The organism is Nocardia sp. NPDC004860 (assembly GCF_040609015.1).
Lineage (GTDB): Bacteria > Actinomycetota > Actinomycetes > Mycobacteriales > Mycobacteriaceae > Nocardia.
On the sequence record NZ_JBEXJI010000008.1, the window covers coordinates 165,535 to 182,781 of the forward strand.

Consider the following 17,247-nt stretch of genomic DNA (forward strand, 5'->3'; position numbering starts at 1 on the left):
TTGTCTATCTCGCCACGGTCGGCCGGTCAGGCGGCCGCGGGTTCGGTGTCGAGGTACTCCTCACGGATCTGCTTCGGCCCGAACGGCCAGGTCTTCTCCGCCCGCGACCAGAGCAGGAAGGCCGCGATACCCAGGGCGGTCCAGGCCAGTGACCACTCGATCGGGTGCACGCCCGGATTCGCCTTGTCGGCGTACCCGTAGATGACCGCCCAGCCGATGGCCGCCACGACCGCCGGTAGCGGATACAGCAGCATCCGGTAGGGCCTCGCGAGCCCGGGCTGCCGTCGCCGCAGGACGGCTACGGCCGCGATCTGCGCGAAGGCCTGCACGATCACCATGACCGTGGTCAGCAGTGAGATCAGTACCGCCAATGGGGGGTGGGTGGCCGAGGCGCCCACATGCCGGGCGAAGACGAACCCGGCCGCGGTGATCGCACCCATCACGATCAGCCCGAGCACCGGGAACTCGTGTTCGGGGTGCAGCCGTCCGAAGGATCGGAAGAACACCCCGTCGCGGGCGGCGTCGAACGGTACCCGCGAGCCGCCGAGCAATCCGGCGAAGACCGAGGCGAAGGCGGTGACGAGAATCAGCACGGTCACCACATCGGCGGCACCCTTCCCGAAGGTCTTCTCCAGCACCGCCGACGCAACCGATTGTGAGGCAACGTTGTTCGGGTCGAGCATGTCGTGCCAGTCGATGACGCCGAGCACACCGATCTGCATGCCGAGATAGATGACCATGACCGCGAGCACCGCGTAGATGATCGAGCGGGGGAGGACCCGCCCCGGATTCTTCAGCTCCGCACCGATATACGCGCTGGTGTTGTAGCCCAGGTAGTCGTAGATGCCGATGGTGAGCCCGGAGGCGAAGCCCAGCCAGAAGCCGCCGCGACCGAAATCGATGGCATGGTCGGGCCAGGTGAACGCCATGCTCGGATGAAAATGGGTGAACGCGGCCAGGATCACCGCGGCCACCGACACGATCATGACCGCCCACATCACCACGGTGATGCGGCCGATGGAATCCACCCGCCGCCACAGCAGCGCCACGACCAGCGCCACCACCGCGAGCCCGACGATGTCACCCTGCCCGGTGGTCATGGACGGCCACAGATAGGTCAGGTACTGCACCAGTCCCTGCACGCCGGTGGACATGATCAGCGGAATGAAAAGGATCGCGGTCCAGACGAACAGGAACGGCATGAGGCGTCCCGTGCGGTACTGGAACGCCTCGCGCAGATACACATAGGTGCCGCCCGCGCCCGGCATGGCCGCGCCGAGTTCGGCCCAGATCAGGCCGTCGGCCAGCGCCAGCACCGCGCCGGCGACGAATCCGATGACGGCGTGCGGCCCGCCGAAGGCCGCGACCATGAGGGGGATGGTGACGAAGGGTCCGATGCCGACCATCTGGCTCATATTGATGGTCGTGGCCTGGAACAGGCCGATTCTTCGGGGAAGGGTGCGGGGGCCGGTCATGGCTGCCTCCGGGTCGCGCAGGGGAGGGCGTATGGGTTTTGTAAAGTTAAATTCCTTTACTATCGGAGTCAAGGGCCGCGGCCGATTGTTTACAGTCGGCTCGATGACGCATCAGGATCGGACGGTGATGGACGAACTCCCTTGGAACAGGCAGCGTTTGCGCAGCAACAACGAGTGGTTGCTGCTCGAGCAGCTGCGCACCGCCGGACCCAGCTCGCGCGCCCAGCTCGCCCGTGACACCGGCCTGTCCAAGCCCACCGTGTCCAGCGCCCTTGCCGCGCTGCAGGAGCACGGGCTGGTGCGGGAGGTCGGGACGGTCGTCCCCGAGCGCGGGCGGACGGCGGTGCTCTACGAACCGGATCCGACCGCGGGCTACGTGCTCGGCATCGATGTCGGCCGCGCGTTCCTGCGGACCGCCGTGGCCGATCTGTCAGGAAAAGTACTGTCCCGCACCGATATTCCGAACCGTGCGCGCACCGCCACCGCCCTCGCCCGGGCGACGGCCGGAGCCGTGCGCGAAACCCTGAGCGACGCCGCGATTCCCGTGGACCGCATCGTCCACACCGTCCTCGGCAGCCCCGGCGTCTTCGATCCCCAGGACGGCCGGATGCACTATGCCGTCAACCTGCCCGGCTGGGGCCGCGCGGGCCTGCTCGACGAATTACGCGACGCTGTCGGCGTTTCCGAGCTGTCCGTCCACAATGACGCCAACCTCGCCGCTCTCGGCGAGTACGCCCACGGCGGCGGCCGCGGCAGCCGCCTGTTCGTCTACGTCCTCATCGGCACCGGCCTCGGCGTCGGAATCGTCTCCCGGGGCGAGCTTTTCACCGGCGCCCACGGCGCGGCCGGCGAAGTCGGCTTCCTTCCCGCCGCTTTCGGCGATTCCGCCGCCGGCGTCTCCCGGCGTGGCGCCCTCGAGGAGGCCGTCACCGCCGACGCCGTCGTCCGCGCCGCGCGCGCCCGCGGCATGACCGGCCGCCTCACCGCCAAACGCGTCTTCGATGCCGCCCGCGCCGGCGACGCCATCGCCACCGAGGTGGTCCGCCAGGAAGGCGAACGCATCGCCCTGGTGGTGGCCGCCGTCACCGCGGTCCTCGACCCCGATGTCATCGTCGTCGGCGGCGGCCTCGGCCGCAGCGCCGACCTCCTGCTCGACCAGGTCCGCGCGGCGCTGCAACGGACGACCCCGCTGCGGCCCACCGTCCGTCCGAGCGAACTGGGCGACGACGCCGTGCTGCTCGGCGCCATCGCCACCGCCCTGCGCACCGCCCGCCCCTTGGTCTTCGACCGCAGGACCCCGAGCAGCCACTGACGCCGGACTGCTCCGGCGGCTGGATCGTGAACCTGGCCACAGGACGACCGGGCTCGCATAGCTGCGGGCTTGCCGGTTGGTCTGGACGTTTCGGGTTCGGGCTGGTCGCGGCGTGTCGCGAAGGGCACGCCGACGCCGGTTACGGAGGGGGTGCGCGGTCAACGGCGGGTAAGCGCGCTGGTAGGGTGACCGCTCGAAAGACATCCTTTAACGGACCGTCCCGTGAGGCGGGGAAGGAGGTCGGCATGGCTGTGCCCGAAGACCGGGCGGCCAAGTCGAGCGCTGCCGAGTTCTCGCAGCGGCACGACCCGGACCGGGTCCAGACCGGACGCGAGCTGCTCTCGGATTCGGATGTGGGCCGGACCATCGCGCGCATGGCGCACCAGATCATCGAGAAGACGGCCCTGGACTCCGGCGATCCCCAGGTTGCTCGCGTGGTGCTGATCGGAATCCCCACCCGCGGAACCACTCTCGCCCATCGCCTGGCCGGCCGGATCGAGGAATTCTCCGGCGTCCGCCCCGCGATCGGCTCCCTGGACATCACCCTGTACCGCGACGATCTGCGCTCCAAGCCGCACCGTCCGCTCGAGCGCACCTCGGTGCCCGAGGGCGGGATCGAGGACGCGCTGGTGGTGCTGGTCGACGATGTGCTGTTCTCCGGCCGGACCGTGCGCTCCGCGCTGGACGGCCTGCGCGATCTGGGCCGCCCCCGCGCGGTACAGCTGGCGGTGCTCATCGATCGCGGCCACCGCGAACTTCCCATCCGCGCCGACTACGTCGGCAAGAACGTTCCCACCGCCCGCACCGAGGACATCTCGGTGCTGCTGCGCGAGCACGACGGACGCGACGGTGTCTACCTGCGTCAGGAAGGTGACAACCAGTGAAGCACCTGCTGTCGGTCACCGACCTGGACCGGGACGCCGCCACCGGCCTGCTCGACGAGGCCGAGCGGTTCGAGCAGGCGCTGCTGGGCCGGGAGGTCAAGAAGCTGCCGACGCTGCGCGGGCGCACGGTCATGACCGTGTTCTTCGAGAACTCCACCCGCACCCGCGTGTCCTTCGAGGTCGCGGGCAAGTGGATGAGCGCCGACGTCATCAATGTCAGCGCGTCGAGTTCCTCGGTCTCCAAGGGCGAGTCACTGCGCGACACCGCGCTGACCCTGCACGCGGCGGGCGCGGACGCGCTCATCGTGCGGCACCCGGCGTCGGGCGCGGCCCATCAGATCGCGCGCTGGTTCGCCGAGATGGACGAGGCCGCAAGCGGTTACGCCGGTCCGGGCCCCGCGATCATCAATGCCGGTGACGGCATGCACGAGCACCCGACGCAGGCGCTGCTGGACGCGCTGACCCTGCGCCAGCGCCTCGGCGACCTGGAGGGCAAGCGGGTCGTGCTGGTCGGCGACATCCTGCACAGCCGGGTCGCGCGCTCGAATGCGTTCCTGCTCGACACGCTCGGTGCGGAGGTCGTGCTGGTCGCGCCGCGCACGCTGCTGCCGGTGGGCGTGGAAGCCTGGCCGGTGCGGGTCTCGGATTCGCTCGACGCCGAGCTGCCGGGCGCGGACGCGGTCATGATGCTGCGCGTGCAGGCCGAGCGCATGAACGGCGGCTTCTTCCCGTCGGCGCGCGAGTACTCGATCCGCTACGGCCTCAACGAGCGCCGGATGAAGATGCTCGACGAACACGCGGTGGTGCTGCACCCCGGACCCATGCTGCGCGGCATGGAGATCGGCTTCTCCGTGGCCGATTCCCCGAAAGCGGCTGTGCTGCAACAGGTCAACAACGGAGTCCATATGCGCATGGCGGTGCTGTTCCGCCTGCTGGTCGGAACCGACGAGGTGGTCGCGTGATCGGGTCAGGCCCGGAGGCGGCAGCCTGCGTAACCACGGAGGGCCCCCGGACGCGCGGAAAGGAGACAGCATGAGCGTCCTGATCAAGAATGTCCTTCTCTACGGCGAAGGCGAACCGGTCGACGTGTTGCTGGCCGACGGTGAGATCCGCGAGATCGGTGCGGGCCTGAACGCACCCGACGCGGAGATCGTCGAGGGCAAGGGTCAATTCCTGCTGCCGGGCTTCATCGACCTGCACACCCACCTGCGCGAGCCGGGCCGCGAGGACACCGAGACCATCGAATCCGGTTCCGCCGCAGCGGCTCTGGGCGGCTACACCGCCGTGTTCGCCATGGCCAACACCAGCCCGGTCGCCGACACCGCGGTCATCACCGACCACGTGTGGAAGCGCGGCCAGGAGGTCGGCCTGGTCGACGTGCACCCGGTGGGCGCGGTCACCGTCGGGCTCGAGGGCAAGCAGCTCGCCGAAATGGGCACCATGGCCGCCGGAGTCGGTGGGGTGCGCATGTTCTCCGACGACGGTCACTGCGTCTACGACCCGCTGATCATGCGCCGCGCGCTGGAGTACGCGAACTCGCTGGGCGTGCTCATCGCCCAGCACGCCGAGGAGCCGCGTCTGACCAAGGGCGCGGTCGCGCACGAGGGTCCGACCGCCTCCCGCCTGGGCCTGGCCGGCTGGCCGCGCGCCGCCGAGGAGTCCATCGTGGCCCGCGACGCGCTGCTGGCCCGCGATGCCGGCGCCCGCGTGCACATCTGCCACGCCTCCACCGCCGGCACCGTCGAACTGCTGAAATGGGCCAAGGCCCAGGGTATTTCGATTACCGCCGAGGTGACCCCGCACCACTTGCTGCTCGACGACTCGCGCCTGGAGACCTATGACGCGGTGAACCGGGTGAACCCGCCGCTGCGCGAGGCCTCCGATGTGGCCGCGCTGCGGCAGGCCCTCGCCGAGGGCGTCATCGACTGCGTCGCCACCGACCACGCCCCGCACGCCGACCAGGACAAGTGCTGCGAGTTCGCGGCCGCTCGTCCCGGCATGCTGGGCCTGGAGACGGCGCTGTCGATCATCGTGGAGACCATGGTCGAGCCCGGGCTGCTCGACTGGCGCGGTGTCGCGCAGGTGATGAGCGAGAACCCGGCGCGGATCGTGGGCCTGGACGATCAGGGCCGGCCGCTCGCGGTCGGCGAACCCGCCAACCTGGCGCTGATCGACCCGGCCGCCGAATGGACGGTGGAGGCGGACGAACTCGCCTCGATCGCCCGCAACACGCCCTTCCAGGCGATGACCCTGCCCGCGAAGGTGACCGCCACCTTCCTGCGCGGCCGGCTCACCGCCCGGGACGGCAAGATCGTCGCCGGTTAGCGGCGGGTGGGGAACCCAGGAATGAGCGGTCAGGGGCTGGAGGCGGAAGCTTGCGTAACCACGCAGGCCCCCCGCGCATTCCAAAGAGGACACGGAGGACCGTAATGGAGCGCACACTGCAGGTACTGGTTTTGCTGGTGCTGTTCGCGCTGTGCCTGTGGCTGATGTACCGGGCGTGGACCCGGCGGGCCAAGAAGCAGGCTTCGGCGGTCGGCGACCTGCCGCCGGTGCCCGCCGACTGCGGCGCGCAGCTGCTGGAGCCGACCACGGGGCTCTACCTCGGCAGCACCCTCGCCCCCAGCTGGATTCAGCGAATCACGGTGGGCGACCTGGGTTTCCGCGCCACGGCGGAACTCACGCGATTCGAGCGCGGCATCCTGCTGGAGCGGGACGGCGCGACGACGATCTGGATTCCCCAGGAATCCATTACCGCGGTGCGCGCCGAGCGCGGGCACGCGGGCAAGGTAATGACGGAAGACGGTGTGCTGGTGATTCGCTGGACATTGCCGACCGGGACCGAGGTGGATACCGGTTTCCGCGGCGACGACAAAGCGGTGTACCCGGCATGGACCGCAGCAGCTACGAAGACGGGAGACGAGGCATGAGCAGCGGAAATACTGCCGTGATGGTGCTCGAGGACGGCCGCGTGTTCCGCGGGACGACCTTCGGCGCCGTCGGGCAGACATTGGGTGAGGCGGTGTTCTGTACCGCCATGACGGGCTACCAGGAGACCCTCACCGACCCCAGCTACGACCGCCAGATCGTGGTGGCCACCGCGCCGCAGATCGGCAACACCGGCTGGAACGACGAGGACGACGAGTCCTCGAAGATCTGGGTCGCCGGCTACGCCGTGCGCGACCCCGCGCGCCGCGCCTCCAACTGGCGCGCCACCCGCACCCTGCAGGACGAACTGGAGAACCAGAACGTCGTCGGCATCGCGGGCATCGACACCCGGGCCCTGGTGCGGCACCTGCGCACCCGCGGTTCCATGAAGGCGGGCATCTTCTCGGGTGAGTCGCTCACCGAGTACGAGGACATGCTCGACAAGGTCAACGGCCAGCAGTCCATGCTGGGCGCGGACCTGGCCGGCGAGGTCTCCACCGACGAGATGTACACCGTCGACCCGATCGGCGAGCACCGCTTCACGGTGGTCGCGGTGGACCTGGGCATCAAGTCCAACACCCCGCGCATGTTCGCCCAGCGCGGCATGCGGGTGCACGTGGTGCCGTCCAACGTCACCTTCGACCAGATCAAGGAACTGAACCCGAACGGTGTGTTCCTGTCCAACGGCCCGGGCGACCCGGCCACCCAGGACGCCATGGTGGCGCTCACCCAGCAGGTGCTGGGCGAGGACATCCCGCTGTTCGGCATCTGCTTCGGCAACCAGATCCTGGGCCGCGCCTTCGGGCGCAAGACCTACAAGATGAAGTTCGGCCACCGCGGCATCAATGTGCCGGTCGTCGAGCATCATTCGGGCCGCATCTCGATCACCGCGCAGAACCACGGCTTCGCCCTGGAGGGCGAGCGCGGCGAGGTGTTCGACACCCCGTTCGGCAAGGCCGAGGTCAGCCACGTGTGCGCCAACGACGGTGTCGTCGAGGGCGTGCAGCTGGTGAGCGGCCGCGCCTTCTCCGTCCAGTACCACCCCGAGGCCGCGGCCGGACCCCACGACGCCGCCTACCTGTTCGACCGTTTCGCCATGCTGATGGAAGGAGCCTGATGCCACGCCGCACCGATCTCAACCACATCCTGGTGATCGGCTCGGGCCCGATCGTCATCGGCCAGGCTTGCGAGTTCGACTACTCGGGAACCCAGGCGTGTCGCGTCCTCAAGTCCGAGGGCCTGCGCGTGTCGCTGGTGAACTCCAACCCGGCGACCATCATGACCGACCCGGAGTTCGCCGACTCGACCTATGTCGAGCCGATCACCTGGGAATTCGTCGAGAAGGTCATCGCCAAGGAGCGCCCGGACGCGATCCTGGCGACCCTGGGCGGCCAGACCGCGCTCAATTGCGCTGTCGCCCTGCACGAGAACGGCATCCTCGACAAGTACAACGTCGAGCTGATCGGCGCCGACTTCGAGGCCATCCAGCGCGGTGAGGATCGCCAGAAGTTCAAGGACATCGTCGCCAAGGTCGGCGGCGAGTCGGCGCGCTCCAAGGTCTGCTACACCATGGACGAGGTCCGCGAAACCGTTGCGGAACTGGGCTTCCCGGTCGTCGTGCGCCCGTCGTTCACCATGGGCGGCCTGGGCTCGGGCATGGCCTACAACCACGACGACCTCGATCGCATCGCCGGCGGCGGCCTGGCCGCCTCGCCCACCGCGAACGTGCTCATCGAGGAATCCATCCTGGGCTGGAAGGAATTCGAGCTCGAGCTCATGCGTGACGGCAAGGACAATGTCGTCATCGTCTGCTCGATCGAGAACGTGGACCCGATGGGCGTGCACACCGGTGACTCGGTCACCGTCGCCCCGGCCATGACCCTCACCGACCGCGAATACCAGAAGATGCGTGATCTGGGCATCGCCATCCTGCGCGAGGTCGGCGTCGACACCGGCGGCTGCAACATCCAGTTCGCGGTGGACCCGCGCGACGGCCGCCTGATCGTGATCGAGATGAACCCGCGCGTCTCGCGTTCGTCGGCATTGGCTTCCAAGGCAACGGGTTTCCCGATCGCCAAGATCGCCGCCAAGCTGGCCATCGGCTACACCCTCGACGAGATCCTCAACGACATCACCGGCGAGACCCCGGCCTGCTTCGAGCCGACCCTCGACTATGTCGTGGTCAAGGCCCCGCGCTTCGCCTTCGAGAAGTTCCCGGGCGCCGACCCGACGCTGACCACGACCATGAAGTCGGTCGGCGAGGCGATGTCCATGGGCCGCAACTTCTCCGAGGCCCTGGGCAAGGTGCTGCGCTCGCTCGAGACCAAGGCCGCGGGCTTCTGGACCCAGCCCGACGGCGAGTGGACCGACGCGCAGGCCATCCTGGACGACCTGAAGGTTCCGACCGAGGGCCGCATCTACCAGGTGGAGCGGGCGCTGCGCCTGGGCGCGAGCATCGAGGACGTGGCCGCCGCCTCCGGCATCGACCCGTGGTTCGTGGCCGAGGTCGCGGGCCTGGTGGAGCTGCGCCAGGAGATCATCGACGCCCCCGTGCTGGACGAGCCGCTGCTGCGCACGGCCAAGCACTACGGCCTCTCCGATCGCCAGATCGCTTCGCTGCGACCGGAACTCGCCGGTGAGGGCGGCGTGCGCGAGCTCCGCCACCGCCTCGGCATCCGCCCGGTGTTCAAGACCGTCGACACCTGCGCGGCCGAGTTCGAGGCCAAGACCCCGTACCACTACTCGGCCTACGAGCTGGATCCCGCCGCGGAATCCGAAGTGGCGCCGCAGAAGGAACGCGAGAAGGTCATCATTCTCGGCTCGGGTCCGAACCGTATCGGTCAGGGCATCGAGTTCGACTACTCGTGTGTGCACGCCGCGCAGACGCTGTCGGCCGCCGGGTTCGAGACCATCATGGTCAACTGCAACCCGGAGACCGTGTCGACCGACTACGACACCGCCGACCGCCTCTATTTCGAGCCGCTCACCTTCGAGGACGTGCTCGAGGTGTACCACGCCGAGACCGAGTCCGGCGCCGTCGCGGGCGTCATCTGCCAGCTCGGCGGCCAGACCCCGCTGAGCCTGGCCCAGCGCCTCACCGACGCGGGCGTGCCCGTGGTCGGCACCTCCGCTGCCGCCATCGACCTGGCCGAGGACCGCGGCGAATTCGGCGATGTCCTGGTGGCGGCCGGCCTTCCGGCTCCGAAGTACGGCACCGCCACCACCTTCCCGCAGGCCAAGAAGATCGCCAACGAGATCGGCTACCCGGTGCTGGTGCGCCCGTCCTACGTGCTGGGCGGCCGCGGCATGGAGATCGTCTACGACGAGAAGTCCCTGGAGGACTACATCTCCCGCGCCACCGAGATCACCCCGGACCACCCGGTGCTGGTCGACCGGTTCCTGGAGGACGCCATCGAGATCGACGTCGACGCCCTGTGCGACGGCGAGGAGGTCTACCTGGGCGGCGTCATGGAGCACATCGAGGAGGCCGGTATCCACTCCGGTGACTCGGCGTGCGCCCTGCCCCCGATCACCCTGGGCCGCAGCGATATCGAGGCCGTGCGCCGCTCCACCGCCGCGCTCGCCAAGGGCATCGGCGTCAAGGGCCTGCTGAACGTGCAGTACGCGCTCAAGGACGACGTGCTCTACGTCCTCGAGGCCAACCCGCGCGCCAGCCGCACCGTGCCGTTCGTCTCCAAGGCCACCGCGGTGCCGCTGGCCAAGGCCGCGGCGCGAATCGCGCTGGGCGCCAGCATCGCCGAGCTGCGCAAGGAGGGCCTGCTCCCGGCCGAGGGCGACGGCGGCTACGCGCCGATCGACGCCCCGGTCGCGGTCAAGGAGGCCGTGCTGCCGTTCCACCGCTTCCGCCGCCCCGACGGCACCGGCGTGGATTCGCTGCTCTCCCCGGAGATGAAGTCCACCGGCGAGGTCATGGGCATCGACGCCGACTTCGGCACCGCCTTCGCCAAGTCGCAGTCGGCCGCCTACGGTTCGCTGCCGACCGAGGGCACCGCGTTCGTGTCCATCGCCAACCGCGACAAGCGGGCCATGGTGTTCCCGGTCAAACGCCTGCACGACCTGGGCTTCCGCATCCTCGCCACCGAGGGCACCGCGGAAATGCTGCGCCGCAACGGCATTCCCTGCGATCAGGTGCGCAAGCACTCCGATGAGGTGGCCGACCAGCCCAGCATCGTGGACATGATCAAGGACGGTGACGTCGACATCGTGTTCAACACCCCGTACGGCAACAACGGCCCGCGCGTGGACGGCTACGAGATCCGCACCGCCGCGGTGGGCGCGAACATCCCGTGCATCACCACCGTGCAGGGCGCGGCCGCGGCCGTGCAGGGCATCGAGGCCACCATTCGCGGCGGCATCGGCGTGCGGTCCCTGCAGGAACTCCACGCGGTGCTGCGCGGATGACGACCTTCGGTGCGCGGCTGCGGGAGTCGATGCGCGAGCACGGCCCGCTGTGCGTCGGCATCGACCCGCATCCGCCGCTGCTGCGGGCCTGGGGCCTGAGCGAGGACGCCGCGGGCGTGGCGAAGTTCGCCGACGCCTGCGTGCGGGCCTTCGCGGGCCGGGTGGCGCTGGTCAAACCGCAGGTGGCGTTCTTCGAGACCTACGGCTCGGCCGGAATCCTGGTGCTGGAGGAGACGATTGCCGCACTGCGCGCGGCGGGCACCCTGGTGCTGGCCGACGCCAAGCGCGGCGATATCGGCTCCACCATGGACGCCTACGCCCACGCCTGGCTCGGCGACGGGCCGCTCGGCACGGACGCGGTCACCGTCTCCCCGTACCTCGGATTCGGTTCCCTCACACCGGCGCTGGACCTCGCCGAGGCCAATGATCGCGGCGTGTTCGTGCTGGCCGCCACCTCCAACCCGGAGGCGGTGGAACTGCAGAACATCACGGGCTCCGACGGTCGAAGCATCGCCCAGCGCATGGTGGACGACGCCGCGGCCGCCAATGCCGGAGCCGGATTCGGTTCCGTCGGTGTGGTGGTCGGCGCGACGCTGGACGCGGCTCCGGACCTGAGTGCGCTCAACGGCCCCATCCTCATGCCGGGTGTCGGCGCGCAGGGCGGGGGAGCGGACTCGATCCGCAAGCTGGTCCCCGCGAGCAGCCTCGGCGCGGTCCTGCCGAACGTCTCCCGCGAGGTCCTCAAGTCCGGTCCGTCGGTCGCCGCGTTGAAGCAGCGGGTCGCCGAGCTCGCAGAGGAATTCGCCTTCCTGCAGGACTGAATGCCTTCCTGCAGAACTGAATACGGTAATGCCGCAACCCCTGCCCGACACGGAATCGCCCCGGCGCGACCGGGGCGACTCCCGTTCAGGCCCGAGCCGAATTTCGGAGGGCAACCCTCCGGTTCCTTCCGCTCGGATACAGTGGCAGCATGTCTGCCGCGGTGCCGCCCAGCGAAATTCGTCACGCGCTCGTGCTCGGAGGGGGTGGCGCGGTCGGCCTGAGCTGGATGGCGGGCGTGGTCATCGCTTTGCGTGAGGCCGGTATCGACCCGGCCCTGGCCGAGCGGATCGTCGGTACCTCCGCCGGTGCGGTCGTCGGTGCCGCGCTCGCCGCCGAGGTCGACCCGAGCCTGCTGCTGCGGCGGCCCGCCCCGGACTCCGACCTGCCGCCGATCCGGTTCGACCCGAACAGTTTCGGTGAGATCATGGGCATCCTCGCCACCCCCGGACTGGACCCGGACGAGGCGCGCCGACGTGCCGGCGCCCGCGCGCTGGAGATGGCGGTCGGCGATCCGGCCGACCATATCGCCCGCATCGGCGGGTTCGTCGGCAACGCGTCCTGGCCGCAGCGCGATCTGCGGATCACCGCCATCAGCGTCACCACCGGCGCACTCCAGGTGTGGACTCCCGAGGGCAAGGCCACCCTGCCCGAGGCGCTGGCCTCGAGCACGTCGGTGCCCGGCGTCTTCCCGCCCATCCCGATCGACGGCGCCTACTACTTCGACGGGGGCATGCGCTCGCCGATCAATGCCGACCTGGCGGCCGGCGCCGAACGCATGCTGATCATCGAACCCCTGGCCCACCTGTTCCCGCACAGCCCCACCGATCGCGAGCTGGGCGGTGCGGCAACGGCATTCATCGTCCCCGACGCCGGCGCCATCGCCGCCTACGGCCCTGACCTGTTCAACGCCGCCGCTCTGGAGCCCGCCTACCAGGCGGGCCTGCGCCAGGGCGCGGAGGCGGCTCCCGGCCTGAAGGACTTCTGGCCCGCCGCCTGAATCGGGGCCGGAACCGGCACCGGGCCGACGCGTAGGCTGTCCGGGTGCTGTCGCTCACCGAGATTCTCACACTGGCCGGGGTGATCGTGCTCGGCTCCATGTCGCCCGGGCCGGATTTCCTGATCGTGCTGCGGAATTCGGTGGTCTCCGGCCGTCGCGCCGGGGTCGCCAGCGCGGGCGGCATCGCGGTCGGTGTGTTCGTATGGGCGCTGGTCACCGCGATCGGCGTCGCCGGGCTGCTGGCCGCCTCGGCCGAGGCGTACACGGTGGTGAAGCTGGTCGGCGCGATCTACCTGGCCTACATCGGCATTCGCGCGCTGCTGGCCGCGCGGCGCGGCGACTACCGGCCCGATCCCGGCGCGGCCGCGAACCGTCGCGGTGCGCTGGTCGCCTTCCGGCAGGGCCTGCTCACCAACCTGCTGAATCCCAAGTGCGCCGTGTTCTTCATCGCACTGGTGCCGCAGTTCCTGCCCGCCGATCCGTCGGCGCTGGGCACCTTCGAACTGGCCGTGGTGTGCACGACCGCCAACCTGTTCTGGTTCGTGATCCTGGCCTTCGGCGTGGGCGCATTGCGGCACGTGTTCACCCGCCGCCGGGCGCGCCGTGCCCTCGACGCCGCCATGGGCGCCTTCATGGTCGGGCTGGGCTTGCGAATCGCCATGCAGAGCAACTGATTCCGTCTCGGAGGGCCTGATCGGCCGCCTGCCCGGAGCACTAGGCTGAAACCCGACTGCTCGGTAGAAAGGTGGGATTTCTCATGTCCGACGCCGGCCTCGGCCTCGTCTCCTACGGCCAAACCCGCGTCCTGGTGGACGATTTCGCGTCCAGCTATCGCTTCTATCGTGACGTCCTGGGCCTGCCCCTGAAGCAGGAGGTGCCCGGCGACGTCCCCGAATCCGACGATGGCCCCTACGCCTGCTTCACCCTCGGCGGCCAGGATCTCGCGCTGTTCACTCGCGCCTACATGGACGCCGCGATCGGCGCCGCGCATCGCCCGCGCGGCGAGATCGACACGGTCGTCGTGGTTTTGCGCGTCGCCGATGTCGACCGGGCCGTCGAGACCCTGCGCGAGCGTGGCGCCCGGATCGCCGCCGAGCCCGCCGATCAGCCCGCGTGGGGCATGCGCGTGGCGCATGTGCGGGCTCCGGAGGGCACGCTCGTGGAGCTGTGCCGGTACGACGACTGACGCGATCTTGTTCGCTGTTGGCGAACCCGTCCGGCGAGCCGATCGAACGCTTGTCCGCATCGCCTCTCTCACGCCCGCCACACCGCGGCGGGCGTAGTTCGTCGGCGCCGGGAGGTTTGAGCCGTCAGTGGCCGCGTGAGGGGTGGAAAACAGGCCGTTCCGACGGTGGCAGGGCCGCCCCGAAACGGCCCGACCTGCAAGGGAAGGTGTCGGAATTGCGTGTTTCGGCACCCTTCGCAGCGCCTCGGGTGATGCGCGACACGCGGTGCTGAATCGAACGACACGCCGAGAAATCCAAGAAAAATCCAGGTCGCGTGATTACAGGTCGGTCACGGTTTCGCGCGGGGCCCGTCCGACCTCTTCCGAGCCCTGTCAAGTCCGCGAAAAAGCCCTGGCTGCAAGGCTATTCGCGACCGTGCGGAGCGGATCGCGGGGGCCGGTCCGGCACTGCCCGCACCGCTGCCCATCCGGCCCGGTCGCGGCCCGAATCACGCGCTGACCTGGGGGGTGGGTTCGCAATCGGCAAGCGTCGTGGGTACGGTCGCTGAGACCACCGGGTTACCGGAGGTAGATCAAGCAATGAACGATGAGACGGAGGAACCGTGGCCCTTCCCCAGCTGACTGACGAGCAGCGCGCCGCTGCTTTGGAGAAGGCGGCTGCCGCTCGCCGCGCTCGGGCGGAGCTCAAGGAGCGCTTGAAGCGTGGTGGCACCGATCTGAAGACGGTCCTTGCGGACGCCGAGAAGGACGAAGTCCTCGGCAAGATGAAGGTTTCGGCGCTGCTCGAGGCCCTGCCGAAGGTTGGCAAGGTCAAGGCGGCCGAGATCATGAGCGAGCTCGAGATCGCTCCCACCCGCCGCCTGCGCGGACTGGGCGACCGGCAGCGTAAGGCGCTGCTGGCCCGGTTCGACTTCAGCGCCGAATAATCCGAGGGTGGTCGAACACACTCGGAAGGGTCGACTGGTTGTCCTGGTCGGCCCCTCGGCCGTCGGTAAGTCCACCGTCGTGCGCTGCGTGCGCGAACGACTGCCCGAATTGGTATTCAGTGTGTCGGCCACCACCCGGGCTCCGCGGCCCGGGGAGGTCGACGGCCGGGACTACCGATTCGTCACCCGTGAGAAGTTCGACGCCATGATCGTGGCGGGCGAACTGCTCGAATGGGCCGACATCCATGGTGGACTGCAGCGGTCGGGCACCCCGGCCGCACCCGTGCGGGAAGCGCTCACGTCCGGACATCATGTCCTGATCGAGGTGGACCTCGAGGGCGCGCGCTCGATCCGCAAGACCATGCCGGAAGCCAAACTGGTCTTCCTGGCCCCACCCAGCTGGGACGAGCTGGTGTCCCGCCTGACCTCGCGCGGGACGGAATCGCCCGAGGTGATCGAGCGTCGTCTGCAGACCGCTCGCACCGAATTGGCTGCATGTGACGAGTTCGACATCGTCATCGTGAACGACCACGTGACCAGCGCCTGTGAGCAGTTGGTATCGTTGTTCGTTAGCACAAATTCGGGGTCATAGGTCCCGAACTACCGGCTCGTCTTCGAAGCGAGCCGGATGCCACCCTTCCGAACAACCCCGCAGGAGTCCTCCTAGTGAGTACGGACATCAAGACCGCGCCCGCCTACGACACTCCGGTCGGCCTCACCAACCCGCCGATCGACGAACTGCTGGAGCGGACTTCGTCCAAGTACGCGCTGGTCATCTACGCGGCCAAGCGGGCCCGGCAGATCAACGATTACTACAACCAGCTCGGCGACGGCATTCTCGAATACGTCGGTCCGCTGGTCGAGCCGGGTCTGCAGGAGAAGCCGCTGTCGGTGGCGATGCGCGAGATCCACGCCGACCTGCTCGAGCACTCCGAAGGGGAGTAGTCCCGCGGTGACCCGGATCGTCGTCGGAGTCGGCGGCGGTATCGCCGCCTACAAGAGCTGCAACCTCGTGCGCCGGTTCACCGAAACCGGGCACGAGGTTCGTGTCATTCCCACCGAGTCGGCGCTGCAATTCGTCGGCAAGGCCACCTTCGAGGCGCTGTCCGGCCACCCCGTGCACACCGGTGTCTTCGCCGATGTGCCCGAGGTGCCGCACGTGCGCCTCGGCCAGGAGGCCGACCTGGTCGTCATCGCCCCCGCCACCGCGGACCTGATGGCCCGCGCCGCGCAGGGCCGCGCCGACGATCTGCTGACCGCGACGCTGCTGACCGCGCGCTGTCCGATCCTGTTCGCCCCGGCCATGCACACCGAGATGTGGGAGCATCCGGCCACCCGCGCGAACGTGGCGACGCTGCGCGCGCACGGCGCCGTGGTCATGGAACCGGCCTCGGGCCGGCTGACCGGCACCGACACCGGCCCGGGCCGGCTGCCCGAGCCGGAGGAGATCTTCGGTCTGGCCCGGCTGCTGCTCGAACGCGCCGACGCCCTGCCGCGCGACCTCGAGGGCCGCCGCGTCGTGGTGTCCGCGGGCGGCACCCGGGAACCGCTGGATCCGGTGCGCTTCCTGGGCAATCGGAGTTCCGGCAAGCAGGGCTACGCGATCGCCCGCCTGGCCGCCCAGCGCGGTGCGCAGGTGACGCTGATCGCGGGCAATACCATCGGGCTCGAACCGCCGGCCGCGGTCGAGGTCGTGCACGTGACCACCGCCGAACAGCTGAAGGTGGCCGTCGACAAGCACTCGCTGGGTGCGGACGCGGTCGTCATGGCCGCGGCGGTGGCCGACTTCCGTCCGGTGAACGTGGCGGCGGCTAAGATCAAAAAGGGTGCGGGAGAACCGGATTCGATCGCGCTCGCCAAGACACCGGATATCCTGGCCGGGTTGGTGCAGTCCCGTCGCGACGGGCACCTACCGGGCACCGCGATCGTCGGCTTCGCCGCCGAGACCGGGGACGAGCACGCTGATGTGCTCACCCACGCCCGGGCCAAACTGGCCCGTAAAGGCTGCGACCTGCTGGTCGTGAATGCCGTCGGGGAGGGAAAGGCCTTCGAGGTCGACACCAACGACGGCTGGTTGCTCGGTGCCGACGGCACCGAGATCGCCCTGGACCACGGGTCCAAGGCACTGCTGGCCAGCCGGGTGCTGGATGCACTCGGCCCCTTGCTCCGCTGAAGCCTCGGCACCGCAGGGTTCGGGCACTTGCCGCTGTCTGCCGCTGGGGCGGCAGATTAACGGCGACTGTCTGAGTCACGATGTGTTTCTTAACGAGGGCGGCTCGCCCCTGTGACGAACAT

16 protein-coding genes are annotated in these 17,247 nt (G+C 69.2%); 15 read left to right on the forward strand and 1 reads right to left on the reverse strand.

The genetic code is table 11. The features are described from left to right. Positions 1-26 precede the first annotated feature (26 nt). Positions 27-1,475, reverse strand: coding sequence for an APC family permease (locus ABZV44_RS18135; RefSeq protein WP_354837394.1), 1,449 nt, complete (start codon positions 1,473-1,475; stop codon positions 27-29). Positions 1,476-1,578: 103 nt separating this feature from the next. Here ABZV44_RS18135 and ABZV44_RS18140 point away from each other — a divergent pair, with 103 nt between their 5' ends. From ABZV44_RS18140 to coaBC, 15 genes are all read left to right on the forward strand, one after another. Further along, positions 1,579-2,787, forward strand: a complete 1,209-nt coding sequence (locus ABZV44_RS18140) for an ROK family transcriptional regulator (RefSeq protein WP_354837396.1) — start codon at positions 1,579-1,581, stop codon at positions 2,785-2,787. A gap of 245 nt (positions 2,788-3,032) precedes the next feature. Then, positions 3,033-3,671 carry a bifunctional pyr operon transcriptional regulator/uracil phosphoribosyltransferase PyrR gene (pyrR, locus tag ABZV44_RS18145; RefSeq protein ID WP_354837398.1) on the forward strand — a complete coding sequence of 213 codons (639 nt, stop codon included), beginning with the start codon at positions 3,033-3,035 and terminating at the stop codon, positions 3,669-3,671. Next, positions 3,668-4,633 (forward strand): aspartate carbamoyltransferase catalytic subunit, encoded by a 966-nt coding sequence (locus ABZV44_RS18150; RefSeq protein WP_354837400.1) that lies wholly within the window; start codon positions 3,668-3,670, stop codon positions 4,631-4,633. Before pyrR ends, ABZV44_RS18150 begins: the two co-directional genes overlap by 4 nt. 70 nt (positions 4,634-4,703) lie before the next feature. Continuing rightward, positions 4,704-5,996 (forward strand): dihydroorotase, encoded by a 1,293-nt coding sequence (locus ABZV44_RS18155; protein WP_354837402.1) that lies wholly within the window; start codon positions 4,704-4,706, stop codon positions 5,994-5,996. Positions 5,997-6,100: 104 nt separating this feature from the next. After that, the gene (locus tag ABZV44_RS18160; RefSeq protein WP_354837404.1) at positions 6,101-6,601 is read left to right on the forward strand and encodes a transporter; all 501 of its coding nucleotides are present in this window, start codon (positions 6,101-6,103) and stop codon (positions 6,599-6,601) included. Beyond that, positions 6,598-7,716 carry a glutamine-hydrolyzing carbamoyl-phosphate synthase small subunit gene (gene carA / locus ABZV44_RS18165; protein ID WP_354837406.1) on the forward strand — a complete coding sequence of 373 codons (1,119 nt, stop codon included), beginning with the start codon at positions 6,598-6,600 and terminating at the stop codon, positions 7,714-7,716. The genes ABZV44_RS18160 and carA overlap by 4 nt, the downstream gene beginning before the upstream one ends. Then, positions 7,716-11,021 (forward strand): carbamoyl-phosphate synthase large subunit, encoded by a 3,306-nt coding sequence (carB, locus tag ABZV44_RS18170; RefSeq protein WP_354837408.1) that lies wholly within the window; start codon positions 7,716-7,718, stop codon positions 11,019-11,021. Before carA ends, carB begins: the two co-directional genes overlap by 1 nt. Further along, positions 11,018-11,842, forward strand: coding sequence for an orotidine-5'-phosphate decarboxylase (pyrF, locus tag ABZV44_RS18175; RefSeq protein ID WP_354837410.1), 825 nt, complete (start codon positions 11,018-11,020; stop codon positions 11,840-11,842). The genes carB and pyrF overlap by 4 nt, the downstream gene beginning before the upstream one ends. Positions 11,843-11,991: 149 nt before the next feature. Then, complete coding sequence (locus ABZV44_RS18180; RefSeq protein ID WP_354837412.1) at positions 11,992-12,840, forward strand: patatin-like phospholipase family protein; 849 nt, start codon at positions 11,992-11,994, stop codon at positions 12,838-12,840. Positions 12,841-12,884: 44 nt separating this feature from the next. After that, positions 12,885-13,514, forward strand: coding sequence for a LysE family translocator (locus ABZV44_RS18185; protein WP_354837414.1), 630 nt, complete (start codon positions 12,885-12,887; stop codon positions 13,512-13,514). An 83-nt stretch (positions 13,515-13,597) separates the two neighbouring features. After that, positions 13,598-14,026 (forward strand): VOC family protein, encoded by a 429-nt coding sequence (locus ABZV44_RS18190; RefSeq protein ID WP_354837416.1) that lies wholly within the window; start codon positions 13,598-13,600, stop codon positions 14,024-14,026. A gap of 602 nt (positions 14,027-14,628) precedes the next feature. Continuing rightward, entirely contained in the window at positions 14,629-14,952 is a 324-nt protein-coding gene (gene mihF, locus ABZV44_RS18195) for an integration host factor, actinobacterial type (RefSeq protein ID WP_033086940.1), read from the forward strand. A gap of 7 nt (positions 14,953-14,959) precedes the next feature. After that, positions 14,960-15,544 carry a guanylate kinase gene (gene gmk / locus ABZV44_RS18200; protein ID WP_354837419.1) on the forward strand — a complete coding sequence of 195 codons (585 nt, stop codon included), beginning with the start codon at positions 14,960-14,962 and terminating at the stop codon, positions 15,542-15,544. Positions 15,545-15,618: 74 nt separating this feature from the next. Continuing rightward, the gene (rpoZ, locus tag ABZV44_RS18205) at positions 15,619-15,897 is read left to right on the forward strand and encodes a DNA-directed RNA polymerase subunit omega (protein ID WP_067713345.1); all 279 of its coding nucleotides are present in this window, start codon (positions 15,619-15,621) and stop codon (positions 15,895-15,897) included. Positions 15,898-15,904: 7 nt separating this feature from the next. After that, positions 15,905-17,125, forward strand: a complete 1,221-nt coding sequence (gene coaBC / locus ABZV44_RS18210; protein ID WP_354837421.1) for a bifunctional phosphopantothenoylcysteine decarboxylase/phosphopantothenate--cysteine ligase CoaBC — start codon at positions 15,905-15,907, stop codon at positions 17,123-17,125. Positions 17,126-17,247: the final 122 nt, after the last annotated feature.